The 24,564-nt window shown below is 61.1% G+C and carries 21 protein-coding genes; 9 read left to right on the forward strand and 12 right to left on the reverse strand.

From position 1 onward, the window contains the following. Positions 1–210: 210 nt before the first annotated feature. The 5 genes from J3P96_RS12110 to J3P96_RS12130 all read right to left on the reverse strand — a co-directional run bounded on the left by J3P96_RS12110 (position 211) and on the right by J3P96_RS12130 (position 5,436). Entirely contained in the window at positions 211–1,173 is a 963-nt protein-coding gene (locus J3P96_RS12110) for a D-2-hydroxyacid dehydrogenase family protein (protein WP_434657364.1), read from the reverse strand. A 12-nt stretch (positions 1,174–1,185) separates the two neighbouring features. Further along, positions 1,186–2,217, reverse strand: coding sequence for an alpha/beta fold hydrolase (locus tag J3P96_RS12115; RefSeq protein WP_434657366.1), 1,032 nt, complete (start codon positions 2,215–2,217; stop codon positions 1,186–1,188). Between the two features lie 86 nt (positions 2,218–2,303). After that, positions 2,304–2,738 (reverse strand): YqaA family protein, encoded by a 435-nt coding sequence (locus tag J3P96_RS12120; RefSeq protein WP_434657368.1) that lies wholly within the window; start codon positions 2,736–2,738, stop codon positions 2,304–2,306. Next, the gene (locus J3P96_RS12125; RefSeq protein ID WP_434657370.1) at positions 2,738–3,184 is read right to left on the reverse strand and encodes a DUF411 domain-containing protein; all 447 of its coding nucleotides are present in this window, start codon (positions 3,182–3,184) and stop codon (positions 2,738–2,740) included. The genes J3P96_RS12120 and J3P96_RS12125 overlap by 1 nt, the downstream gene beginning before the upstream one ends. Before the next feature lie 257 nt (positions 3,185–3,441). Continuing rightward, positions 3,442–5,436: a methyl-accepting chemotaxis protein gene (locus tag J3P96_RS12130; protein WP_305500631.1), complete on the reverse strand. Its 1,995-nt coding sequence runs from the start codon at positions 5,434–5,436 to the stop codon at positions 3,442–3,444. 246 nt (positions 5,437–5,682) lie between these two features. On the opposite strand from J3P96_RS12130, the gene J3P96_RS12135 reads away from it, so the two are divergent. Continuing rightward, a complete protein-coding gene (locus J3P96_RS12135) occupies positions 5,683–5,871 on the forward strand; it encodes a hypothetical protein (RefSeq protein WP_186631798.1) in 189 nt (62 codons plus the stop codon). 7 nt (positions 5,872–5,878) lie between these two features. On the opposite strand, the gene J3P96_RS12140 is transcribed toward J3P96_RS12135, so the two are convergent. After that, positions 5,879–6,259, reverse strand: a complete 381-nt coding sequence (locus J3P96_RS12140; RefSeq protein ID WP_434657373.1) for a fe2+ zn2+ uptake regulation protein — start codon at positions 6,257–6,259, stop codon at positions 5,879–5,881. Positions 6,260–6,474: 215 nt separating this feature from the next. Between J3P96_RS12140 and pvdQ the strand changes: the two genes are divergently transcribed. Beyond that, a complete protein-coding gene (gene pvdQ / locus J3P96_RS12145; protein ID WP_434657375.1) occupies positions 6,475–8,823 on the forward strand; it encodes a bifunctional acylase PvdQ in 2,349 nt (782 codons plus the stop codon). A 49-nt stretch (positions 8,824–8,872) separates the two neighbouring features. Here the strand turns inward: pvdQ and J3P96_RS12150 are convergent, their stop codons facing one another. Together J3P96_RS12150 and J3P96_RS12155 are read right to left on the reverse strand one after the other, a co-directional pair. Beyond that, entirely contained in the window at positions 8,873–9,874 is a 1,002-nt protein-coding gene (locus J3P96_RS12150) for a FecR family protein (RefSeq protein ID WP_434657377.1), read from the reverse strand. A gap of 179 nt (positions 9,875–10,053) precedes the next feature. Then, positions 10,054–14,853: a dermonecrotic toxin domain-containing protein gene (locus J3P96_RS12155; RefSeq protein WP_434657380.1), complete on the reverse strand. Its 4,800-nt coding sequence runs from the start codon at positions 14,851–14,853 to the stop codon at positions 10,054–10,056. 226 nt (positions 14,854–15,079) lie between these two features. Here J3P96_RS12155 and J3P96_RS12160 point away from each other — a divergent pair, with 226 nt between their 5' ends. Beyond that, positions 15,080–16,111, forward strand: a complete 1,032-nt coding sequence (locus J3P96_RS12160; RefSeq protein WP_434657383.1) for an Ldh family oxidoreductase — start codon at positions 15,080–15,082, stop codon at positions 16,109–16,111. Positions 16,112–16,128: 17 nt separating this feature from the next. Here the strand turns inward: J3P96_RS12160 and J3P96_RS12165 are convergent, their stop codons facing one another. Next, complete coding sequence (locus J3P96_RS12165; protein WP_434573816.1) at positions 16,129–16,446, reverse strand: DUF883 family protein; 318 nt, start codon at positions 16,444–16,446, stop codon at positions 16,129–16,131. A gap of 161 nt (positions 16,447–16,607) precedes the next feature. Between J3P96_RS12165 and J3P96_RS12170 the strand changes: the two genes are divergently transcribed. Further along, positions 16,608–16,862, forward strand: a complete 255-nt coding sequence (locus J3P96_RS12170; RefSeq protein ID WP_003181187.1) for a hypothetical protein — start codon at positions 16,608–16,610, stop codon at positions 16,860–16,862. 3 nt (positions 16,863–16,865) lie between these two features. Here J3P96_RS12170 and J3P96_RS12175 read toward each other — a convergent pair whose 3' ends face one another. After that, positions 16,866–17,774 carry a LysR substrate-binding domain-containing protein gene (locus J3P96_RS12175; protein ID WP_434657386.1) on the reverse strand — a complete coding sequence of 303 codons (909 nt, stop codon included), beginning with the start codon at positions 17,772–17,774 and terminating at the stop codon, positions 16,866–16,868. An 84-nt stretch (positions 17,775–17,858) separates the two neighbouring features. Between J3P96_RS12175 and J3P96_RS12180 the strand changes: the two genes are divergently transcribed. Continuing rightward, positions 17,859–18,782 (forward strand): carbon-nitrogen hydrolase family protein, encoded by a 924-nt coding sequence (locus J3P96_RS12180; protein WP_434657388.1) that lies wholly within the window; start codon positions 17,859–17,861, stop codon positions 18,780–18,782. A gap of 1 nt (position 18,783) precedes the next feature. Here J3P96_RS12180 and J3P96_RS12185 read toward each other — a convergent pair whose 3' ends face one another. Further along, entirely contained in the window at positions 18,784–19,254 is a 471-nt protein-coding gene (locus J3P96_RS12185) for an LEA type 2 family protein (protein WP_434657391.1), read from the reverse strand. 243 nt (positions 19,255–19,497) lie between these two features. Here J3P96_RS12185 and J3P96_RS12190 point away from each other — a divergent pair, with 243 nt between their 5' ends. From J3P96_RS12190 to J3P96_RS12205, 4 genes are all read left to right on the forward strand, one after another. Continuing rightward, positions 19,498–20,214: a helix-turn-helix transcriptional regulator gene (locus J3P96_RS12190; protein WP_434657394.1), complete on the forward strand. Its 717-nt coding sequence runs from the start codon at positions 19,498–19,500 to the stop codon at positions 20,212–20,214. Between the two features lie 53 nt (positions 20,215–20,267). Then, on the forward strand, positions 20,268–20,609 hold the full coding sequence (locus J3P96_RS12195) for a nuclear transport factor 2 family protein (protein WP_434573825.1): 342 nt from the start codon (positions 20,268–20,270) through the stop codon (positions 20,607–20,609). Between the two features lie 179 nt (positions 20,610–20,788). Beyond that, entirely contained in the window at positions 20,789–21,910 is a 1,122-nt protein-coding gene (gene zapE, locus J3P96_RS12200; RefSeq protein WP_434657397.1) for a cell division protein ZapE, read from the forward strand. A gap of 53 nt (positions 21,911–21,963) precedes the next feature. Next, positions 21,964–22,458 carry a GNAT family N-acetyltransferase gene (locus J3P96_RS12205; RefSeq protein ID WP_434573829.1) on the forward strand — a complete coding sequence of 165 codons (495 nt, stop codon included), beginning with the start codon at positions 21,964–21,966 and terminating at the stop codon, positions 22,456–22,458. Between the two features lie 109 nt (positions 22,459–22,567). Here J3P96_RS12205 and J3P96_RS12210 read toward each other — a convergent pair whose 3' ends face one another. Continuing rightward, positions 22,568–24,307: a phosphoethanolamine transferase CptA gene (locus J3P96_RS12210; RefSeq protein ID WP_434657400.1), complete on the reverse strand. Its 1,740-nt coding sequence runs from the start codon at positions 24,305–24,307 to the stop codon at positions 22,568–22,570. Positions 24,308–24,564 lie beyond the last annotated feature (257 nt).

Below are 24,564 nucleotides of genomic sequence, written 5' to 3' on the forward strand. Positions count from 1 at the left end.
ATGGTTCAATCGCGTGCGCGGTTCAACAGCGCTCCGCACCATAAGGGGGCGGGCTGGATGGAGGCGTTTTGATGGCTTCAGTATGGCGGTGACGGCCCCAAATGTGGGAGCGAGCCTGCTCGCGAAAGCGGTGGATCAGACTCAAAATCCGCGACTGACACACCGCTTTCGCGAGCAGGCTCGCTCCCACATGGGGCTACCAGGAAAATTTCACGAAGCCGCGGTCAGTATCCGGATCGGCTTGCCGGCCGCCCAGGCCTGCAGGTCCTCGATCATCTGGCCGTAGAACTGCTGATAATTCTGCCGGCTCACATAACCCACGTGGGGTGTGGCCAACACGTTGTCGAGAGTCCGGAACGGGTGCTCGGGCGGCAACGGTTCCTCGGCGAATACGTCCAGCGCGGCGCCTGCCAGGCGTTTGTGCCGGAGTGCGTCGATGAGGGCCGCCTCGTCGACAATCGGCCCGCGCGCGGTATTGACCAGCAGCGCCTCGGGTTTCATCCAGCCCAGGGCCTGGGCGTCCACCAGGCCCCGGCTGCGCTCGCTGAGCACCAGGTGGATCGAGAGGATATCAGCCTGCTCGAACAGCGCTTGTTTGCTCACGTATTGCACGCCGGCTGCGGCGGCTCGCTCGGCGGTCAGGTTTTCGCTCCAGGCGATCACACGCATGCCGAACACCTGGCCGAACTGAGCCACGCGCGTGCCGATGCTGCCCAGGCCCAGGATCGCCAGGGTCTTGCCGTACAAATCACCGCCCAGGCCCTGTTGCCACAGTCCGGCGCGCAGGGCGTTGGCTTCCGGTACAAGATTGCGGCTCAGGGCCATGATCAGCGCCCAGGTCAGTTCCGGCGCAGCGTGCTTGTAGCTCTCGGTGCCGCAGACCTGGATGCCCAGTGTCGCGGCAGCCTTGAGGTCGAGGGCGGCGTTGCGCATGCCGCCGGTCAGCAACAGCTTCAGGTTGGGCAGGCGGCGCAGCAGTTCTTCGTCGAAGCGGGTGCGCTCGCGCATCACGCAGATGACGTCGAAGCGTTGCAGGCGCTCGGTGAGGGTGTCGCGGTCGGCGGGGTAATCGTGCAGGAAGGTCACTTCACCAATGCTATCGAGCACCGACCAGTCCACCACGTCCCTGGCGACGTCTTGCCAATCGTCGATGACTGCTATTTGCACCGCCATGGAACACCTCTATCAGGGAATGGGTTTGTCCAGCCAGCCGAGCAGCGCCTGGTGGAACCGCGCCGGCTCTTCCATTTGCGGCGCATGCCCCAGGTTGGGGAATTCCACCAGGGTCGACTGCGGGATCAGTCCGGCGACCTGTTTGCCTAGCACCTCGTAACGGCCCAGCCGGGCTTTCACGGCCGGTGGGGCAATGTCACTGCCGATGGCGGTGGTGTCGGAGGTCCCGATCAACAGCAGCGTGGGGACCTTCAGGTCCTTGAACTCGTAATAGACCGGCTGGGTGAAGATCATGTCGTAGATCAGCGCCGAATTCCACGCTACTTGTGTATGTCCCGGACCCTTGTTCAAGCCGGCGAGCATGTCGACCCAACGCTCGAACTCCGGTTTCCAGCGCCCGCCGTAATAGGTGTTGCGCTCGTAGTTGCGAATGCCCTCGGCGTTGAGTTTCAGCTCGCGCTCGTACCATTGGTCCACGGTGCGGTAAGGCACGCCAAGGGCTTTCCAGTCCTCCAGACCGATGGGGTTGACCATCGCCAGGCGTTCGACCTGGTCGGGGAACTGCAAGGCATAGCGGGTGGCAAGCATGCCACCGGTGGAGTGGCCCAGCACGATGGCCTTCTGTACGCCGAGGGCCTTGAGCAGGGCCTGGGTGTTGATCGCCAACTGCTGGAAACTGTACTGGTAATGGTCCGGCTTGCTCGACGTGCAAAAACCGATCTGGTCCGGGGCGATGACCCGGTAACCGGCGTCACTGAGCGCCTTGATCGAATCGCCCCAGGTGGCGGCGCAGAAATTCTTGCCATGCATCAGCATCACCGTCCGGCCGTTGGCCTTGCCTTGGGCGGGCACGTCCATATAGCCCATCTGCAGCGATTTACCCTGGGACTGCAAGGCAAAATGCTTGAGCGTATAGGGGTACTCGAAACCCTCAAGCTGCGGGCCATAGGCCGGGCCTTCAGGTGGGTTCGCGGCCTGGGCGAGCATTGGCAAGGCAGCGGTGAGGAACAGGCTGGGCAGCCAGCGGGCGGTCAAACGCGACATGGGCAATCTCCTTGAGGCAACCGGCCGATCCTGGAACGGCTCGATTATGGCGACATTAACCACAGGCAACCCAAGCGCAGGAACGTTCAACCCATCCAGCCGAGGGTCGCCCAGGTGAGCACGCCATAACGCAGGCCTTTGGCGAGCGTCACGATCAACAGGAAGCGCCGCCAGGGTTCACCCATCACGCCGGCGACCAAAGTCAGCGGATCGCCGATGATGGGCAGCCAACTGAGCAGCAGCGACCAGTAGCCATAGCGCTGGTAGTGCCGACGGGCCTTGTCCAGAAGGGACGGGCTGACCGGAAACCAGCGGCGATCCTTGAACTGTTCCAGGCGTGTGCCCAGCCACCAGTTCACCAGCGAACCGAGGACGTTGCCCAGGGTTGCCACCGCCAGCAGCAGCCAGATGGCGTAACGTTCGCTGAGTAGCAGGCCCACCAGCAGGGCCTCGGATTGCAACGGCAGCAGGGTCGCCGCGCCAAACGCTGCAAAGAACAGCCCGATATACGCTTCGCCCATCAATGGGCCGGATAGTCCGCCACCACGGCTTGCGTCCCGTCTTTTTTCAGCCCGATCACTTGGTAAGCATCGCTCATGCCATCCATTTCCATGCCCGGCGAGCCCATCGGCATGCCGGGCGCGGCCACGCCAAGCAGGTCGTCGCGTTTGCTCAATGCCAGCACCTGTTCGGCCGGAACGTGGCCCTCGACGAATTTACCGTTGATTTCGGCGGTGTGGCAGGAACGCAGGTTGGGCGCGACGCCAAGGCGTTGCTTGACCGCGCTCATGTCGGCCTCGACATGGTCGTTGACCTTGAAACCGTTCTCCTGCAAGTGGGATATCCACTTCTTGCAGCAACCGCAATTGGCATCGCGGTGCACATCGATGGTCGCCGGTTCGGCGGCCTGGGCCAGGGCGGAAATGAGCAAGGTACTCAAGGCGAGCAGGTGCAGGGGATGGGCCATGTGTATGGTCTCGTAGCGAACAGTTTGGAAGGAGGATAACAGAGTAGCGGCGAGCGGCTGACACGAGGCTGAGGCGCGGATTACAGAATTGTCAGCTCGGGAACGCAACTCTCGTGGCGAGGGAGCTTGCTCCCGCTGGGCCGCGAAGCGGCCCCAAATTTGCTTTATTCGATCAGCCTGACACACCGAGGCGAGGCCCAGAGGGGCTGCTGCGCAAGCCCAGCGGGAGCAAGCTCCCTCGCCACGGTGGGATAGATTCAACGAACCTTGAACCGCCCCATGATCGCATTCACCCGGCTGTTGGCTTCCAGCAGCTGGCGGGTGTTGTTCTGGCTGGCCAGGCCGCTTTCCACCAGTTCCTCGACCATATGGCGGATCTGCACCATGCTGCGGTTGATTTCCTCGGTCACTGCGCTCTGCTGTTCGGCGGCGGTGGCGATCTGGGTGCTCAGGCTGTTGATCTGGCTGACGGAGCCGGCCATTTCATCCAGGCCCGAGTTGACCCGGGACGTGGCGTCGGCCGCCGATTGGCAACTGGCCTGGGTGTTTTCCATGGCCGCGACCGACGAGGTTACGCCCTGGGTCAGGCGGGTCAGCATCTCATTGATTTCCGAGGTGCTGGCCTGGGTGCGGGCGGCGAGGGCGCGGACTTCGTCGGCGACTACCGCGAAGCCACGGCCCTGCTCGCCGGCCCGGGCCGCTTCGATGGCGGCGTTGAGGGCCAACAGGTTGGTCTGCCCGGCGATGGCGCCGATCACGCCGAGAATCTCGGTGATGCGTTGCGCGTCTTGCTGCATGTCTTCGACTTTGCGCGTGGCGCTGGCGACTTCATCGATCAGCGCCACGACGCTGTTGGACGCTTCACCGACCACGACCCGCGAACGATCGGCATGCTCATTGGCGCGCTGGGTGAATGCTGCCGTCTCGGCGGCGTTTTGCGCCACGCTTTCAGCGGTGGAGCTCATCTCGGTGATGGCTGTCACGGTCTGGTCGGTTTCCGAGGCGTGGCGCATCAGGATTTCGCTGGTGTGGGCCGAACTCCGCTGCAGGCTGTCCAGGCCCGAGGCCATGGCGCCGGTGGCCTGGGTGACTTCGCCGATCATGTCTTGCAGATAGGCGATGAACCGGTTGACCGAATGGCCAATGGCGCCCAGTTCGTCTTCGGCACGGATGGTGATGCGTCGGGTCAGGTCGGCATCACCAGTGGACAGCGCGTCGATATTGCCTTTGAGGACCTTCATGCGGTGGGTCAGTTGGCGGATGGCGTACAACTGCATCAGCACCAACAGGATCACCAGCGGAATCTGCAGCAGGCTCAGCGTGCTCAACACGTCGTCACGCTGGGCGGTGATCAGGCGGGTCGGCAGGGCAGTGGCGAGGAACCATGGGGAGCCTTCGATGGGGCGCATGAAAAACGTGCTGGCCTCACCCTTGTTGTCGAACTCGAGTCGTTGCAACGGCTGGTCACGGTTGGCCAGGCCTGCCTTGACCTGGGCGGCGAACGGCGAGGTAGCCGCCAGTTCGCTGATGTTTTTCAGCACGATCGGCCCGCTGATACGCGAGCTGTTGCTGATGATCTTGCCGTCGGCTTCGACGATCAGCATCTCGGCGCTCAGTTCCGCTTCCTTGCGCGCGATCAGATCGTTGAAAAAGCCCAGGGTCACGTCAATGGTGGAAACGCCGTAAGGCGCGCCGTTCTTCTGGATCGCCATGGCGCAGTTGGTCCGTGGCTCGGCGCTGGCGTCGTCCTTGTAGGCAGCGGCCCAGGCGCATTTGCCGGGAGGGGTGGCCATGCCGCCCTTGTGCCACGGTTGTTCGAAATAGTTCGGCGCAGCGTCGCTGTTCCAGAAGGTGTTGACCGCCAGTTTGCCGGATGCGTCGCGGTGCCAGAACGTGCTGAACTTGCTGCGACCCTCGGCGCGCTGGTTGGGCAGTGGCCAGATCCCGCCGCCGAACACCTTCAATTCGCCGTATTGATCCACCAGGCCAGGCAATACCTTGTCGATGGCGTCGCTGTCGAGCAGCGGGATGGTCTGGGTGATGCTCCGCTGCTGCGCCTGCACCTTGTTCAGCTCGCCCTGGATCTGTTCCGCGACCTCTTCGATGCGGTTCAGCGCCACTTGTTCCTCGGTCTGGCGCAGCTTTGGCGCGACCAGATAGCTGATACCGACCACCGTCAGGATGGACAGCACCAGGATGAACAGAACCAGGAACAGCGTATAGCGGGCTTGAATGGTGCGGAATGCGGGCATGTAGAGATTCCTTGCACGATGGCGGCTTTCTAGAGACAAGTAGAACGGACGTACTTGTCTTTATCGGCCTATCGCCAGCGGTCTTGAACTCCATGGCGCACTTTGTTGGTTCAGGACCCGTCGTAACTGCGCCAAAAACGCTCCGACGGCTGTACCATGGGCATCCGTTTGCGGCCTCGTCATCGCACCGGGCAAGAGCCTGGCAGGCGCGCGGAAACAGCACGAATACATTCAGGAAATTGGCAAATGACTCATTCGCAACGTTTGAAATACTCGATCCTGGTGGTCCTCGTTGTCCTGGCAATCATGCTCGGGCTGTCATGGATGCAAGGTAAAGGCATGATCAGCGAGCAGCTGTTTCAATACATTGCTATTGCCGTGGCGGTCATCGTGGTGGTGATCAACGGGGTGATGAGGCGCAAGGTCAAGCCTTGAGCCTCGGCTACTGCTTGGCGTTGAGCACGGCCACCGCACTCGGGTGCAAGCTGTAGCTTTTATCCGGATGGAGGCTGACGACCCCCTCGCTGCACAGGCGCTTGAGCACCTCGCGCACACTCAGGAAGGACAAGGGAATGTCCAGCCCCAGCAACTGGCTATGCACGCCCCGCACCCCCAGCTGCCGATTCTCTTCGGCGGCCTTGAGCAGTGCATCGATCACCTTCAGGCGGATCAGGCTCGTTCGCAGCCCGTAGCTCTTGAGCAGGCGCCTGATGTGCTCATTGCCGCCGCGTTCCGTTGGTTTGGCGAAGACGTTGTTGTTGGTGCTCATTGACACACGTGCCGATCCTGGCTTGCCCTCCATGGGCATTGGTGCGTTATGCATGTAAAGACTCCTTAACAGCCTGATCAGAAAAGGTCATGAAATGCTCTCCTCTATAAGACGAACGAGGAGGACGAATCATGAAGGGGGCGATGTGAAAAAAATGCCTGGAAATCAGCAAAGCCCCGCAGTCAGGCGGCTGTCTGCGGTTAAATTTTTTTCATCCGGTTCGTTCCCAAGGGAGGCGTATTGGTTTTCGATCAGGAGTGAGCGTGAGAATGTCCGGGCAGTTATCGAGGTTTTGCCTTGCGGGTGCGTTGCTGGGGATGGCCCTGGGTGTCAGTACCGTTGTCAGCGCGCGAGGAGAGGTGGAGCAGGCCACCGTCGAGATTCGCCGCACCAGTTTTGGCGTGCCGCACATACGCGCCCAGGATGAGCGTGGATTGGGCTACGGCATCGGGTACGCGTATGCCCAGGATAATCTTTGCCTGCTGGCCAATGAGATCGTGACGGTCAACGGCCAGCGCTCGCGTTACTTCGGCCCCGAACAGGTCACCCTGGAGCAGCGGTCCAACCGGGCCAGCGACCTGTTCTTCAGCTGGCTCAACACGCCTCAGGCCGTATCCGGTTTCTGGCAGGCCCAGACGCCCCAGGTGCAGCAACTGGTCGAAGGCTACGTGGCCGGTTACAACCGCGCACTGGCCGAGCGCAAGGCACAGGGCCTGCCCGCACAGTGCGCCAGCGAATGGGTGCGGCCAATCACGGAGCTGGACCTGGTCAAACTGACCCGGCGCCTGTTGGTGGAAGGTGGCGTCGGCCAGTTCGCCGAGGCCGTGGCGGGCGCGCAGCCGCCCAAGGCGACCACACAGGCCGACACCTCGATGTCCGGCTTCGAAGTCGCCGCGACCCGCCAGCAGCGCTTCGCCCTCGACCGCGGCAGCAACGCCGTGGCAATCGGCAGCGAACGTTCGTTCAACGGTCGCGGCATGTTACTCGCCAATCCCCATTTTCCCTGGGTGGGCGGCATGCGCTTTTATCAGATGCACCTGACCATTCCCGGCAAGCTGGATGTCATGGGCGCCGCGTTGCCCGGCTTGCCGATGATCAATATCGGTTTCAGCCAGCACCTGGCCTGGACCCATACCGTCGACACCTCCAAGCATTTCACCCTGTACCGCTTGCAGCTCGACCCGAAGGACCCGACCCGCTATCTGCTGGACGGCAAGTCAGTGCCGATGAGCCAACAGGTGGTCACGGTGGACGTCAAGCAGGCCGACGGGCAGGTCAAGCCGGTTTCGCGGGTGGTGTACGGCTCGCAATTCGGGCCGGTTGTGCAATGGCCTGGCAAGCTGGACTGGGACAACCGCTTCGCCTACAGCCTGCGGGACGCGAACCTGGAGAACGATCGGGTGCTGGCGCAGTGGTACGCCATGAATCAGGCCGTCACGCTCAAGGATCTGCAGGCGTCGGTCCAGCGGATCCACGGAATTCCCTGGGTCAATACCCTGGCGGTGGACGACCAGGGACAAAGTCTCTACATGAACGTTTCGGTGGTGCCCAACGTTGACGCGGCCAAGCTGGCGCGGTGCAGTGATCCGAGGGCCGGGCTGAAACTGATCGTGCTGGATGGCTCGCGCAGCGAATGCAACTGGAGCGTGGACCCCAAGGCCGCGCAAAAGGGCATCTATGCCGCCGACAAACTGCCGCAATTGTCGCGTCGTGATTACGTGCAGAACTCCAACGATTCGGCCTGGATGGTCAATCCCGCTCAGCCCTTGTCCGGTTATTCGCCACTGATCAGCCAGCAGGACCAACCGCTGGGGTTGCGCGCACGTTTCGCGCTGGATCGACTGGGCCAGTTGGGCAAAGACGGGCCGGTGCAAGTGGATGAGTTGCAGCGCATGGTCATGGACGACCAGGTTTACCTGGCGGAACAGTTGATGCCGGACCTGCTGGCCTTCTGCGCCGGGGACCTGAAGGCTGATGCCGCCGCTCTGACTGAAGTATGCACCCGCCTGAAGGCCTGGGATCGCACGGCGAGCCTGGACAGCGGCGTCGGCTTCGTGCATTTCCAGCAGATCATGAAGGCGCTGCAAGCCGTGCCTGATACCTGGCGCGTCGCGTTCGATCCGAAGGATCCGCAACACACTCCGCGGGGCCTGGCAATCGAGCGGCCTGCGGTGGCCGAGGCGCTGCGCCAGGCCATGCTGGCTTCACGGGAGTCGGTGAAATCGGCAGGGCTGGCAGCGGACAGCCGCTGGCGGGACATCCAGGTTGCCAGCCAGGGCGGTCGGCAGACGCCGATCCACGGCGGCCCGGCGGAGCTTGGAATCTATAACGCGATCCAGAGTGTGCCGGGGGCGAACGGCAAGCGGGAAGTGGTCAGCGGCACCAGCTATCTGCAAACGGTGACATTCGATGGCAGCGGCCCGCAGGCCCAGGGACTGCTGGCGTTTTCCATTTCCAGTGACCCGGCCTCGCCTTACTCGGCGGACCAGACCCAGGCATTCTCGAAGCGGCAGTGGAGCACGCTGCCCTTTACCGAGCAGCAGATCAAGGCCGATCCGAACTACCAGGCCAAGGTCATCCGCGAGCGTGATGAGGCGGGCAGGGTCGCGACGCAGTAAGGCAGCTTTGTCGTGAAGAAAAGCCGCGACCCGAATGGGCGCGGCTTTTTTAATGTTTGGCCGGATGATGACCGATGGAATTGAGGACCAGGTTGCCGTCCTGGTTCTGGGTCAGATAGATCGGCAGGACCTTGGGCAGCGAGGGCACGAGGTTCTTCACTTCGTTGAGGTTGTAGATGCCGCCGACACGCAGGGTGCCGGTAGCATAGTCGGCGAGCATGACGGGACGTTCGAGGTAGCGATTGATCAATGGCAATGCATCGGAAAGAGCCAGGTCATTCAGCACCAGCTTGCCGTTGCGCCAGGCCAGGGAGCTGTCGCCGGGTTCGATCTCGCGTACCTGCGGCTGGTAGTCGCCCGCCTTGTAGCTTGCCTGCATTCCCGGTGACAGTTGCGAGCCGCCCGCAGTGGCGTTCATGTTGCTGGTCACCCATACCGAGCCTTCCACCAATGTGACCCGAACCTGGTCCTGATACATCCACACGTTGAAACGGGTGCCTGTCACACGCACCTGGCCCTGGCCCGCCCGAACGACGAAAGGATGCCGGGTGTCGTGACTCACATCGAAGAACGCCTCGCCTTTTTTCAGCGTGACCCGACGCTCATGCTTGTAGTTGGCGAACACCAGTTCGCTGCCAAGATTGAGCTCCACCTGGCTGCCATCGCCCAGCGTGACATGACGTACGCTCGCGCCGGCTTCCAGGCGCTGGTACGAGTCAGGCAGCCACCCCATGTTCCAACTGGTAATCGCGGCCAAGGGCAAGCCCAGCGCGATCACCGCGGCGGCGACAGCCAGACGGCTCCAGCGCGGCCGTGGCCGCCGGGCTGGCAGGGTCGGCGCGGATTCGACACGCGGCAGATGCTCGGCCACGCCCCAGATTTCCAGCATGGCCTGGTATTCGAAAGCGTGCAGAGGGTCGGCGTCATGCCATTGCTTGAACGCCAATCGGTCGGCATCGGTGCAGTCATCAGCGTGCAAACGCATGCACCAATGCGCGGCCGCATCGCTGATGGCGTCGTATTCGGCTTCCGAGAGTATTCGTTCGGTCATTGGCTGTTCCTGGTTTGCCGCATTCTAACCTTCGACGGCAGCTGCCGAGAACAACCGACATGGCGATTAAGCATCAAATACCCTTGTTTTTCATGTGATAAAATCGGGCGTTGCCCCGTATGGCCGTACCGTCGCACAAACGGCGTGAAAAAAAGATCAAACGCGTTCCAGCGATGATGCTATGGCGTAGCCACCGGAGGCGGATCCAATTGTCGCCCCAGCTCACAAATGAGCAGCGCTATAGAGTCGGCATTTTTAAACATGACGTCGATCCGTCGATCCGCTGAGTTCAGGTCCAGAAATGCGTCGCGGGCTTGCTCCAGATTTGCAGTGCTGGTGATTTGCAGGATTTTTCTGACGGTATCTTTGTGCTTGGGCAGGAGGTCGAGGCTCTTGAACGAGTGGGTTGCACGGTCCCAATCCGTGAACAGGCGTGCGCGCGGCGTGGTCCACGAAAAACCGTTGAGTTGCAGGTCCTTTTGTTCATCGGCTTTTTTTTGTGCCAGTTGAGTCACTGTTGAAATGAGGTCGTGGAATGGTAAGTAGGCGCCCAGGTAGACGATATCCAGTGTGTCGCACAGCAGATGGGACAGTTCGTGAATGAAGGTTGAGCCTTGGGCGTGCGCGTCGACATTGAATGTATCGGGCACGGCACTGTTGTACCAATGCGGCACCATGGCGAAAAACTCCTGGGTGAGATAAATCCTGCCGCCCTTGCCGGCCTCGAATACGAAGGCACTCGCATCATAGTTGGCGCTTTTGGCGATGCCGATAACGATGCGACTGCCGTTTTTATGAAGCCACAACGGATCCGCCAGCGTCTGGCAGATCGGGGCGATGGCGGTGTGTATTTTTTCTACAAGGCGCGCGTCGATCACCCTGACGCCGAGAAAAGTCGTCAGGAAGGTGTCCAGTCGGGACCCGGCAGGCATGCCGCCTTTGACCTGCTCAAGATTTTGCAGCGCGTTGCGGGAGTAATGCCGTGCCGTTTCCAGGGCTTGCTCGATCATGTTCGCGCGGGAGGGGGACATCCGGCGTATCTGCTTCATACCCCGTGCTTCAATATTGATGACTTCCTTCGCATTGAAGTCGCTATGCATATCGGTCAAGGTTGACATCACTTTTCCGTAGCGAATGTGCCGCGAGTCTGGATCGATCAACCACTGCCCGGACTCAGACGAGCGCTTGAGCACTGGCCCCTCGGCGTGGCCATGGGTGATGCGCCAGTCATGGGCAGCTTTTGCTACCTGAAAGACTTTGCCGAACACCGGTGCGTAGTGCTTGCCGGACGCCAGGGCTTCGTAGGTTCCATCGAACGGGTGTTTCTTGAGGTCGGCCAGGCTGACCTTGAGGGCTTCGAATGGCTGCAGGTCTGTACGCGCTGCGCTGGTCAGATGCCGCCAGTGAGATGCTTTTACCGCGGGGCGAGGCAGGGCGGCGGGACCCACCGGATCGAGCAGACCGAAGGTATCGTCCCGATTGAGCCAGCCCAGGGAGACCATTTCCGCTGCGCCACAGATGAAATCATGCAAGCCTGCCCCCCAATTGCCCTGCTGGAAATCCTCGGAAGACGCCTTGAAATCCTCATAGGCGTCTTTGAGAGTCTCGATCAACGCCAGTTTGCCAGGCAGTTCCCGGCCAAGGGCCTTGATGCCGGTACTGAACAAATGCACCACGGTTTGCCAGTCGAACTGGCGTGTGCCATCGGTGTGGGTTTTCAGCATGCCTGCCAGTAATGAGGTGTTGTCGTTGAACAACGTACCGAGCAGGTTGGCAATCGGGTTCGAAGCCAGGGTTATCTCCGAGAGTTTTCCTGCCGTGGACGCGAACAGATTTCGGAACGTGGCTTGCTGGCTTTCGGGGAGCCGGTGAATCAGCATGTCCTGAAGCACCCCTGGCGCATTGAATGCAGCGATGACCTTCGTTTCGTTCTCGAACTCGGTGAAAACATTCCCTTCGTGGTAAGGGGAATACAGGATATGCGGGGCTTTTGCATCGACACTCGACCCGATCAGATAGAGCCCGGTAGCCTTGACGGCTTCGGCGCCTTGCGTCTTGATCAGTTCCATCGGGCGGATGATTGCCTCGGCCCCGTCTGCTTCCAGCCGGGCGATGCTGTCCGGCATATCGAACACTTGGCTGATCAAGCTGAAGGCAAGCGAAGAGAGATTCTGTTGCAGATATCTGGCGTGGGCGTGTTGCAGCAGTTGCCAGGGTAGTTGTTGATAAAATCGACTTTTCCTTTGCTCTATGCCCTCTGCGCTGTCGGACAGCTTGTCCAGCACATGCGCCCTGTAGCGGGTTGACGTACCCAACGACAGCAACATTTGCCTGAGAGCGGCTTCGTTCAAGTGGTCGGGTAGTTTTTGCGAGAGCACCGACGAAATCGTGAAGCCGGGTCGCTGGCGACTGTCGAGATGATTCAGGGCGAAATCGGTCAGGCTGCTTGCCGGGCCTGCCAGCGCAAGATGGGGCGAAATCAGCAGTGTGGCAGGGTCAAGGCCCGTATCGGGAAAACGTGTTTCCAACAGCGCCTTCAAGGTTCTGTCGACGTAGTTACGTAGAGGTTCTATGCCGTCCAGGTAGTCTTTGTCCTCGGTTACGCTGTTTCGATATTGTTCAAGCAGTTCGATGTGCTGTCGTTGGTCCTCGAGCGAGGCGGCACCCAACCAGGCGGGAAGCTTTTGCTGGAACCGGTAGGCATGGGCGATGCGCTCGGCAACTGGCAGGTTGGTAGCGGCGCCCTTGTCCAACAGTGCTTTCAGGCTTTCGAGCATTGCCGGTTCGGTCAGTCGCCAGTCACCTATCTGTAATGCACGCAAATACGCGTGTTCGGCCGCAAAGTGTTCGCTGAACGAAGTCATCCGATTCACCAGCACATTGCCTTCGATCAGTTCAAATGCCTCGAGCTGGTAGCGGGCATGGGGATTGCGTTGCGTGGGCGTGAGATTGGTCAGCACATCGAAACGCGACCGGGAGTTGGACAGGTATTGATTCAACTGTTGGCTGGCAAGGGCGACGGACGGAAAAACCTTGAGTCCGCAAGTGGGGAACCACAGGATTGCCATGCCGGAAAAAGGCGTATCCAGCCCGCCACGCTCGGTCAGCAGGAAGCAACTGGCCGGAGAAACGGCGGTCGTGGCGCCTTCCGTTGTGCAGGTCAACTTCAGCGAATATACGTCCGGGCGGAAACCTTTGACGCTGGGGCGTTGTTCGCGGTCGGGGTAGTTTGCGTCGAAGGCAAACACGCTGTTGATGAGCTTGTGGGCGTCGGTCGACAGCGTCCCGTTGAGCTGCCGCAGCTCAGCCTCCTCCCGGATGCCCAGGGAAAAAGTGCTGCATAGCTTGGGAAGCAGCTTCCTCAGCTCACTGTCGAGGAGCTCCGATTCGCTTGAATGGGGTAACTCTGTGAACTCGCTATCGAAAGCTTTTTGCACGCTGTCATAGGTCTTGAGCTTTCTGTGCAGCACATCGGCGATGAAATTGGAGGGGCGCAGGTTTCCATAAAACGCAGCGCGCGCGCCCCAGTGTCCGTCGACCTTCTGGTCGAGCAGGCCGTTGTCGATCAGGGTGCGTATATCGAGCGCCTTGTCCAACAGCGCATGGATATCGACCTCGCCCTGGCGGGACATTTCCAGTGCGAAATAAATATTGTCCAGCTGTTTGGCAATGATCGCCTGGCCCAGGGACTCGGCTACGGGCAAGCTCACCTCCTTGCCGGAGACCTGCGGAGCGTCGAAGCGCAGAAGACGGTTGCGTTCCTCAAGGCTCAGCAGTCCATAAAGGGCGTCCATTTGCGGGGCCGCGGTGGGCGGGCCCAGCAACGTATCCCTGAAGCCCAGATGATGGTCAACTTGCTGAATGCCTTTGCCAGGGGTGTAAAGGTAGTGCCCATTCGCGCTGATCATCAACGAGCCCGCCAGTTCGACGCTATGGGTTTCATGTTCCCAGAGGCGAATCGTTTCGATGAACATCAGCCTCTCGTCGTGGCGAGATGGCCGGAACAGACGATGCAGCTCGCTGCTTTGTGCTTCTGTCAGTTGGCCTTTTTCGCGTTCGATAACGATCGCTGACCGTAGCTTGTCGTCGATGACACGGGACAGAAACTGTCGCCGTGAAATGTTCAGGACACTCGCAGCGTCCCAGTAGGCCTCGAGACGATCAGTGAGGTGGCGCACCAGATTCCTTGCGGTGAGCTTTACCATGGTTTGCCAGTGCAAGGCGTTTGCGGGCGATTCCTCGGTGGAGGGGTGAGTGAAAGCCGCCTCGTATCCGTCAGGCCAGCCTTGATGATGGAAGTAGACCAGCACTGCATCACTCAGTGGCATGTTCCGGGTCCACTGCTGTAACGGGACGTCCGCGCCCTTGATGAGACTGAGCGAGACGCGTGCCTGCTTATGATCGAAGTTGTCCAACAGCTCCTGCAATATCTGGTCAAGCATCGCTGCCAACGACGGAACCTGGAGCAACTCATGCACCATTGCCTGGGCGTTGACTTCCTGGGCATTGCTGATCGATGCCAATCGTGTCTCGAGCGGATCTCCGTAGACTGTTCGGCGGGTTTTCTGAAAGGATGCTCCATAGAGTTCGTTGCGCTGGGAGAGCGAAAGGAGGCAAAACAGCTCATCCCGTTCCAGCGGTGTCGCCAGCATTTCATCAAGCTTTTGCTCGAGGGTCTCCGGGCTATCGAACTTTGTAATGCCGCCGTACGGTGTATAGAGGAACGCAGGGTGATCGCCCTGCGCGCTGAGCACCAGGCAACCGGCGAGCGGGATAAAGGGTTTGCCCTGGACATCCAGGGTAATTGTTTCGATCGTCATTGCGGGTGACTGCTCGCCGCGTTGCGTGTAGTTGGGCAGGGCAGCGTGATGCAGCCAGTCAAGATCTGCCTGGGTCAACCGGTGGGGCGCGGTCAATTCATTCAGGCGCCGGGCTTTGAATATTTCAGGAAATAGCAGGGGCGGGTTTGCACTAGTCATCGTTGCTTCTCGATCAGGCGCCTCAAGGCGATACGGCCATCAGTGAGGGGCCAGAGTAGGCAACGAAGAACGGGCGAAGGTGGTACATAGTTACCGCACGCAAGCTGCAGGCCTGTCGGACCATGGCGCGGGCGTTGCACGGTTGACATGGCGGCCATGAAGCGGTAATCAGCGAGCTCGCCTCTTCACGCTGTTGCTACCTCCAATAATCATTCTGGAGCTTCAGATGCCCGCGCTACCCGATCCTGCCGGTCCTTGCACATTGTCCTATGAAGCGTTGGTGAGCTTGCTGGAGCAGATTTTCCTGCGTCATGGCACCTCGACCGATGTCGCCCGCACCCTGGCCGAGAACTGCGCCGGCGCCGAACGCGATGGCGCCCACAGCCATGGGGTGTTCCGCATGCCCGGGTATGTTTCGACGTTGAACAGCGGCTGGGTCAACGGCCAGGCCGTGCCGATCGTCGAGGATGTTGCGTCCGGGTTCGTCCGGGTCGATGCCTGCAACGGCTTTGCCCAGCCCGCCCTGGCCGCCGCCCGCCCGTTGCTGGTGGAAAAGGCTCGCAGCGCCGGTATTGCGGTGCTGGCGATACGCAACTCTCACCACTTCGCCGCGCTGTGGCCGGATGTCGAGCCGTTCGCCTATGAAGGCCTGGTGGCCTTGAGCGTGGTCAACAGCATGACCTGTGTGGTGCCCCATGGCGCGGATCGGCCATTGTTCGGTACCAATCCCATTGCTTTCGCCGCCCCACGCAACGGCGGCGAGCCGATTGTTTTCGACCTCGCTACCAGCGCCATCGCCCATGGCGACGTGCAGATTGCCGCGCGCAAAGGTGAGCGATTGCCTCCCGGCATGGGGGTGGACAGCCTCGGTCAGCCGACCTGTGATCCGAAGGCGATTCTGGAGGGCGGCGCGCTACTGCCGTTTGGCGGTCACAAGGGGTCGGCCTTGTCGATGATGGTGGAACTGCTGGCGGCCGCGCTGACGGGAGGCAACTTTTCGTTCGAGTTCGACTGGCACAACCATCCCGGAGCCAAGACTCCCTGGACCGGACAGTTGTTGATCGTGATCGATCCGAGCAAGGCCGCCGGCCAGGATTTCGCTTCACGCAGCGAAGAATTGGTCAGGCAGATGCACGGTGTCGGATTGCGTCGGTTGCCAGGGGATCGCCGACACCGTGAGCGCAGCAAGTCCAGCGAACAAGGGATTGTGCTGGACGAGCAGACACTGGGCCAACTGCGCGAGTTGGCGGGGCTATAGGCTTTTTTGGCTGGGGCTTAACGGCGTCCCAGCAACAAGCCCACCACGAGCCCGAAACCCGCGGAAATCGCTACGGTCTGCCAGGGATGGCCGCCGATGTAAGCCTGCGTGGCATCAACCATCGGGCGCGTGCGTTCCCGAGCGCTGGCGACCGAATCCAGGGCTTGGCGCAGTTTCTGTGAAATCTGCTCGCGCAGGTTCTCCGCGTCCTCGCCAACCAGGGCGGCACCGCTCTTGAGCAGCTTCTCCGACTCCTCGATCAACGCTTTCAGTTCGCTGAAGGCTTGATCCTTGATTTGCTCTCCGTTCGCTTGCGCGGCGCTTGTGCGAGCCATTGAAGTACTCCTTGAGGTTGATGGCAGTGAACAATGGAGTGTTGCGCTTGGGCAAAAGTTGCAGCAGTTGGCATGGCCCAAGGCCGCTGGCAAAAATCATGGTTAAGACGTTTCTGTGCAAGGTGTAAGATGGCGCCTATTTACGCAACAGGAAATTCCCCATGAGTTTCAATCTGGCTGACAAGCCGCTGGCCGAGCGCGCGGCGCTGGAAGATGAAAAATCCCGACTTTTCGAGCTGTGGCAAAACAACCTGGGCAAGGCCAAGGGTGACGCTGCGCGGTTGTTTGGCGAACGCTCCAAGCGCAAGGGCAAATGGGCCGAGTGGGTGCGCGCCGAGCTGGACGGCATGTCGCCTCCGGAGTACGCCAACATGGTACGCAGCGAGGTCAATCGGCTGATGGCCGCGAACAAATAAACCTCAACTGAACGTTGCAATGATCGCCTCGCGCACTTTGTCCGCGGCCGGGTCCCGCTGCGCATGGGTCCGCCACCCTAGCTCGATCGGGTAGCGCGGCAACGCCAGCGGGCAGGGCAACAGCGACAGGCCGCTGAGCGCCGCAATGGCCGTGGCGGCATGGTCCGGAATGGTCGCCACGGCCTGGCTGCCCTTGAGCAGGAACGGCAGCGCGGCGAAGTGAGTGGTCGAGGCGCCCACCCGCCGGCGCAGGCCGAGTGCGGCCAGTCCTTCATCAGTGATGCCGATGAAACCGCCCGATGAAACCAGCAGATGCTCCCGCGTCACGAACGCTTCCAGGCTCAGGCGTTGCTGCTCCTCCGTCAGGCTGGCAGGGTCCACCAGGCAGGCGTAGCCGCCTTCGCCGAGGACCTGGCGACTCAATAGCCGTTCGGCAAATCCCCCCGCTGTGATCGCCAGGTCCAGGCTGCGCTCCATCAAGGCGCGACCGACGATCTGGCTGTGGGTCTGGCGAAAGATCAAGCGCAGCCCCGGCGCTCGTCGCGCAACTTCCTCGATCAATCGCCGGCCATAGGCAATTTCAAAATCATCCGACAGCCCGACGATGACTGAACGGCCCTCGTAGTGGCTGGCGCCCGGATCGATCATCGCCAGGCTCTGGCGGCATTTGTCCAACGCTTCGCTGATCACCGGTTTCAGTTGGTTGGCCCGCAATGTCGGCGCCAGGCCGCGGCCGGTGCGCACGAACAATTGATCGTCGTACACGCTTCGCAGCCTTCGCAGCGCCGCGCTGATGGCCGATTGAGTGACGCCCAGGCGCAGGGCGGCGCGGCTTGCACTGGATTCGTCGTGCAGGGCTTCGAAGGTCTTCAGCAGGTTCAGGTCTACATCGACGATATTCATTTGCTTCATATCTTTTAGCAGCGGACAGGGCTTTATTCATGATCCGTCGGCGCCTGAGAATCAGCAACACTTGAAATCACGGAGTTGAAGACCATGCCCAAATCCATTGTGGCTGCCCTGCAGATTGGCTCGCTGCCAGGCGGCAAGGGTGAAACCCTCGCGCAGATTCTTTCCTACGAAGATGCCATTCGTGAGGCCGGTGCACGCCTGGTGGTCATGCCCGAGGCGCTGCTGGGCGGTTACCCCAAGGGCGAGACTTTTGGCACCCAGCTCGGCTATCGGCTACCGGAAGGGCGCGAAGCGTTTGCCCGCTACTTTGCCAACGCCATCGACGTGCCCGGTGCGGAAACCGAGGCGCTGGCGGGTCTTTCGGCGCGAACCGGGGCAAGCCTGGTGTTGGGCGTCATCGAGCGCGCCGGCAATACGCTGTACTGCACCGCGCTGTACTTTGAACCGGACGCCGGCCTGGTCGCCAGGCATCGCAAACTGATGCCCACCGGCACTGAGCGGCTAATCTGGGGCAAGGGCGACGGTTCGACGTTACCGGTGATCGACAGCCAGGTCGGGCGCGTGGGCGCGGCGGTGTGCTGGGAAAACATGATGCCGCTGCTGCGCACCGCGATGTATGCCAAGGGCGTGGACGTCTGGTGCGCGCCGACGGTGGATGAGCGGGAGATGTGGCAGGTGAGCATGCGGCATATCGCTCATGAAGGGCGTTGCTTTGTGGTCAGTGCCTGCCAGGTCCAGGCCTCGCCGGCAGAGCTGGGTATCGAGGTGGCGAACTGGCCGGCGGAGCGGCCGTTGATCGCGGGCGGCAGCGTGATTGTCGGGCCCATGGGCGACGTGCTGGCCGGGCCGTTGAAGGGGGTCGTCGGATTGCTGACTGCTGAAATCGATACCGATGAGCTGGTACGGGCGCGTTACGACTATGACGTGGTCGGGCACTACGCCCGGCCCGATGTATTCGAGCTGGTGGTGGATGAGCGAGCCAAGCCGGGCGTGCGTTTCATTGCATGATTCACCAGGTGGCTGCGGAATTTGGCAGATCAAGGGTTCCGCGATCGACGAAGCGCAGGGTGCCGAACAAGCCGCCGGCGAGTTTGCCCTTGAGCACGTAGGGCAGGTTGTCCAGGCTCTGGGTCTGGCTCAGGCCCAGGGTCTGGCGGATCACTGAAAACGCCGAGATGCTCACCGGTATGCTCAGGATTGCTTCGGAAAAGCGTGGGATCGAGCCGCTCTGGTCACTGACGCCGGTCGCCAACGTGCGGCCATTGACCTCCAGATCCAATGCCGCACCGCTGTAGTCGATGGCGGTTTCGTTGGGATTCTGCAAGCGCAGTTTCACCGCGAAGCGCATCTCCAGACCCTCGCTGGGCAGTGGCTCGATACCGACCACGTTGATATTCAGCGGGTCGCGGTGCGGGAAGAGGGCACAGGCACTCAGGCTGAGCAGTATCAGGATGAGGGGCAAGCCGAGGATTCTGCGCATGGACGTTCTCGCATGTGGATTATTGGTTACAACCCTATCACCTGGCGACGCATGAATCCCTGTGGCGAGGGAGCTTGCTCCCGCTGGGCTGCGCAGCGGCCCCGTTTTTTTTGCGGCTGCTACGAAACCGAGCGGGAGCAAGCTCCCTCGCCACAGGGATTGATGTCACGGCGGTACGGCTGCTGACAGTTTCTGACACCAGCCTCTGCTAATCTGCTTCATCTTTTCCCTGGATCCGCCATCGTGTCGCGAACCACTCGGCTGCTGACCTTGTTGCAAGTCTTGCGGGGCAAGCGCTGCCCGGTTACCGCCGCGACGCTGGCGGCCGAGCTGAAGGTGTCCGAGCGCACGCTTTATCGCGATATAGCCGAACTGACTGCCCTGGGCGCGCCGATCCAGGGCGAGGCGGGCATAGGTTATGTGCTGCGCAGCGGCCTGTTCCTCCCGCCGCTGATGTTCACCGCCGATGAAATCGAGGCCATCGTGCTGGGCTTGCGCTACGTCGACCAGCGTGGCGATGAGGTGTTGGGCAAGGCCGCCGCCGACGCTTTGGCAAAGGTCGAGGCGGTGTTGGCCCCTGGTTTGCGCGATGCCTTGCACAACCCCACGGTATTGCCCGGCCCACCGGGTTACGGTTATCCGCAGAACGCCGTCGAGCTGAATGTCTACCGCCAGGCCATTCGCACTCAAGCCAAGTTGCACATCGATTACGCCGACGTCAACAAGACCCCCAGCCAGCGGTTGATCTGGCCGTTGGCCCTGGGCTTTTTCAATGAGGCGCGGGTGGTGGTGGCCTGGTGCGAACTACGCGGTGCCTATCGGACGTTTCGTACCGACCGGATTGCCTCAGCCAGCGTCCAGGGCGAGCGCTACCCCGGCAGGCGCAGCGACTTGCTGCGAGCCTGGTTGGCGCTGATGAATCTCGATGAGGCGGGGCGTTTTACTCCTGACAAAAACTGACACAGCGCTGTTCTAGGATGGCTCCGGATCGATACAACAAGGAGCCCCCTGACATGTCCAATCCCGTCTCTTCCCTGGCCCCGGCCATCGCCGGCTACATCGCTGCCGCGAATGCTCGCGACAGCTCGGCGGTGACGCGTTTCTTCGCCGAGGATGCCAATGTGTTCGATGAAGGCAACCACCGGGTCGGTACCCAGGCCATCGCCCAATGGATGGAAGATACCGCGCGCCGTTACCAACCGCGGGTCGAAGTCCTCAACGTGCAGCAACGCACCGGAAAGGTGCTGGTCCATAACCTGATCTCCGGAACCTTTCCCGGCAGTCCACTGGAGTTGCGCTACACCTTCCGGCTCGATGAGCAGGGGAAGATCAGTCGGCTGGATATTTCCGCCTGACTTTTGTGGCGAGGGAGCTTGCTCCCGCTCGGTTGCGCAGCGACCGCAAAGCTTGGGGCTGCTACGCAACCCAGCGGGAGCAAGCTCCCTCGCCACGGGATCTGTGGTGAATCATGAAATACTTCTCGGATCCTGCTGCATGGCATACTCCAGACCTTCGCCTTCCGGACCCGGGTCGCATGACTTTCACTTCCCCCTTGAGCGCCTGGCAGCATGCCATCGAACACCACGGATTCGTCCAGGACGAAGCCCAGGAGCTGGCAATCATGGCATTGGAGCAGTGCCACCAGGCGCTGCACCAAGGCCGCAAGGCAATCAAGGGTGTTTACCTGTGGGGACCGGTCGGGCGGGGCAAGACGTGGCTCATGGATCGCTTTTATGAAAGCCTCGAGGTTCCGGCCCGTCGCCAGCATTTCCATCATTTCATGGCCTGGGTGCATCAGCGCTCGTTCCAGCTCACCGGCACGCCAGATCCGTTGCAGGCCCTGGCTCGGGAGCTGAGCCGAGAGGTGCGGGTGTTGTGCTTCGACGAGTTGTTCGTGACCGACATCGGCGATGCGATCATCCTCGGCCGCCTGTTCCAGGTGATGTTCGAGCTGGGCATGGTGGTGGTCAGCACGTCCAACCTGCCGCCGGATGAGCTGTACGCCAGCGGTCACAACCGTGAGCGCTTCCTGCCGACCATCACGGCCATCAAGCAGTACATGCAGGTCGTGCCGGTGAATGGCTGGCAGGATCATCGCCAGCACCCGGGCGCCTTGCAGCAGCGTTATTGGCTGCGTGACCCGGCCCAGCCTGATCCGTTGGCGGAGGTTTTCGCCCAGTTGAGCGCCGGGCAGAAAACCCGCAACCAGGCGCTTGAGGTCGGCCATCGCCAGATCGTTCCGGTCCAGGCCAGCGATACAGTGCTGTGGAGCCGTTACCCCGATCTTTGCGAGCAGCCGTTCTCGGCGCTGGATTTCATGGCGCTGTGCGATCGTTTCAAGGCCATTCTGCTCAGTGACGTACCCTGTCTGAGCGCCGAACAACGCGAAGGGCGTATTGCCCGAGGCACCGAAGACGGGGTCGAGCGGGTCGAGGCCGGTGATCGCGAGCTGCCGCAGCTGTCGATTCATGACGACGGCGTACGGCGTTTCATTGCTTTGGTCGACGAATGTTATGACCGCAAAGTGCCGTTGTACCTGTCGGCCCAGGTGCCGATGGACCAGTTGTACACGCAGGGCTATCTGCAATTCCCGTTTCGCCGTACTCTCAGTCGCCTTCAGGAAATGCAACTGCAACGTTTTGGTCAGCCCGCCTGACCCGACCCTGCCGACGCCAAGCCGTCGGCCTTATCGAAACGAGATGGAAGATCATGGAAGAAGCCAAGGATATCCTTGTACTGCAAGCCAGCTACACCAACCCGGTCCACGCCGAAGCGATCTGCCATGTGCTCAACGGTTATGCCGAGGATCCGATGGGCGGAGGGCACTCGCTGCCGGCCGAGGTGCTGGCCCATCTGCCTGAAGAGCTGGCCAAGCGTTCCCACGCGTTCAGTGTGCTGGCGTTCGTCAATGGCGAGCCGGCGGGGTTGGTCAACTGTTTCGAGGGGTTTTCGACCTTCGCTTGCCGGCCTTTGGTGAATGTCCATGATGTTGCCGTGATGCCGGCGTTTCGTGGATTGGGCCTGAGCCAGAAGATGCTGCAGAAAGTCGAAGACATCGCCCGCCAGCGCGGGTGCTGCAAGATCACCCTGGAAGTGCTGGAAGGCAACGCCGTGGCCCAGGCCAGTTATGCCAAGTTCGGCTTTGCCGCCGGCATGTTCGACCCGGCCCACGGGCGCATGCTGTTCTGGATCAAGCCCCTCTAGGGGCGTCATGAGGTTCACTTAAGAACCCGTGGCGAGGGAGCAAGCTCCCTCGCCACGGGATTGCCTCAAGTGAACCGCATTACTCCAGATGCGGGCTGTGGCTTTTCGACTACTTCTGCACGACCTGGCCAGCAGGGCCCTTGGGCTGCATCAGGCTGAAATCGATCAGCCCCTTGCGCTGGTCCTGGTAGGGGTTGCCGATCAACAGCGGCCGCGCCTTGAAGTCATCGTTGACCAGGCTCTTGCTGCGATCGAGCTCATCAAAGCTCAAGCCCGCCATGTCCGCCCAGGTGTGAATCAGGTGCGAGCTGCTGTAGGGCCGCGACAGGTCGCCAGCGAAATTCCAGTCATGGGTTTCGCGCCACTTCGGCGAGGCCCACGCCATGAACGGGATGGTGTACATCGGCGCTGTTGGCTTGGCCTCGTTGCGGCCCAGGGTGCCATGGCCCGGTGAATCGAAGACGTCTTCGCCGTGGTCCGACAGATACAGCAGGAAGCCGTTGGGGTCGCTCTTGGCGTAGTCCTTGATCAGGCTGGACACCACGAAGTCGTTGTACAGCACCGCGTTGTCGTAGCTGTTGTAGGTCGGCACCTGATCGTCACGCACCCCGGCAGGCACGCCTTGGCGGTCGGTGAATTTGTTGAAGGTCGGCGGATACCGGTACTGATAACTCATGTGAGTGCCGAGCAGGTGCACCACGATCAGCTTGCGCGGCGCGGTGTCGGCCAAGGCTTTGTTGAAGGGCTCGATCACGTCGCCGTCGTACTGTGCGGCGTTCTGGTTGCGGTTGTTGTTCAGGTAGACCTGCTCATCGGCCTGTTGCGAAAACGTCGTGAGCATGGTGTTGCGCTTGGTCATGGTCTGCTGGTTGGTGATCCAGAACGTCTTGTAGCCGGCCTGTTTCATCATGCTCACCAGCGAGGGCGTGCTGAGATAAAGGTCCGGATTCTCCTCGTCGGCGAACGTCAGTACCTGCTGCAGGGCCTCGATGGTATAGGGGCGCGGGGTAATGACATTGTCAAAGACCGAGAGCTGGTCCTTGAGCTTGTCCAGTTCTGGCGTGGTTTCTCTCGGATAGCCGTACAGGCTCATGCGCTGACGGTTGGTCGATTCGCCGATGACCAGCACCAGGGTGGCCGGCTCATTGGCCATGGTGTCCTGAAGGTTGCGCAGGGGCGCAATCTTGCTGGTGCTGTGGAGCATGCCCTGCATGTTTTCCAGCTGTTCGGTGTAGCGGCGGTACGCTACCAGCATCTGCCAGGGCACCGCCGGCTCGACGCGGCTCTCGAACTTCTCGAAGCCCTTGGCCAGGCTGCCAGTGCGCAGGGTCTGCTTGGTCAGCGGGTAGCCGACCACGGCCACCATGATGACCAGCGCTGCCGCCCAGGCCTGGCTGCGTGGCAGGTAGACCGGGCGCAGGCGCGTCCAGAGGAAGTAACCGACCAGGGTATGCGCCAGGAACGCCGGCACCATCCACCAGGCGAAATACTGGGTCATGTATTCGCCAGCTTCGGACACGTTCGACTCGAACATGATGAAGATGACGCTTTGGGAAAATTCCTGCTGGTAGATGAAGAAATAGCCCAGGCTGGCCATGGAGCAAGCCCAGAGCACGATCCCGATGATCGCGGCGAGCAGGCGGGTGCGGGCAGGGAAGAGCAGCAGCGGTGCCAACCACAACGCACTCATCACGAAGGCCTGGCGAAACCCGGCGAACCCGGCGGTGCCGCTCGACAGGATCAGCAGTTGGGTGATGCCGGAAAAATACCAGAAGAACAGAAACAGCCAGCCGAACCCGGCCCAATCGAAACCTTTCGCAGTCGTTTTGCTGCGTTTGAACACACTCATCAAGCGCTCCAGCGTTCACCGACGAGACTGCCGGCACCGGACTGGTGCGCACGGGCCATCGCCGTAACTATTTGTGATTGCAGGATTATTACGGACCAGGTGTGAAAACTTCGTGAGTTTTTCAGCTACAAAAGGTCGCGCGCACCTGGGGGCGGGGTTGCAGGGGCGATTCTGTGATGGGGAACAAGCTTCCTCACCACAGGTTGTGCGGTGTTTTTGTCAGCGTGACACCGGTTTGCCCGGCGTCACCAAAGTGT

This window comes from Pseudomonas sp. R3-56 (assembly GCF_051132075.1).
Taxonomy (GTDB): domain Bacteria; phylum Pseudomonadota; class Gammaproteobacteria; order Pseudomonadales; family Pseudomonadaceae; genus Aquipseudomonas.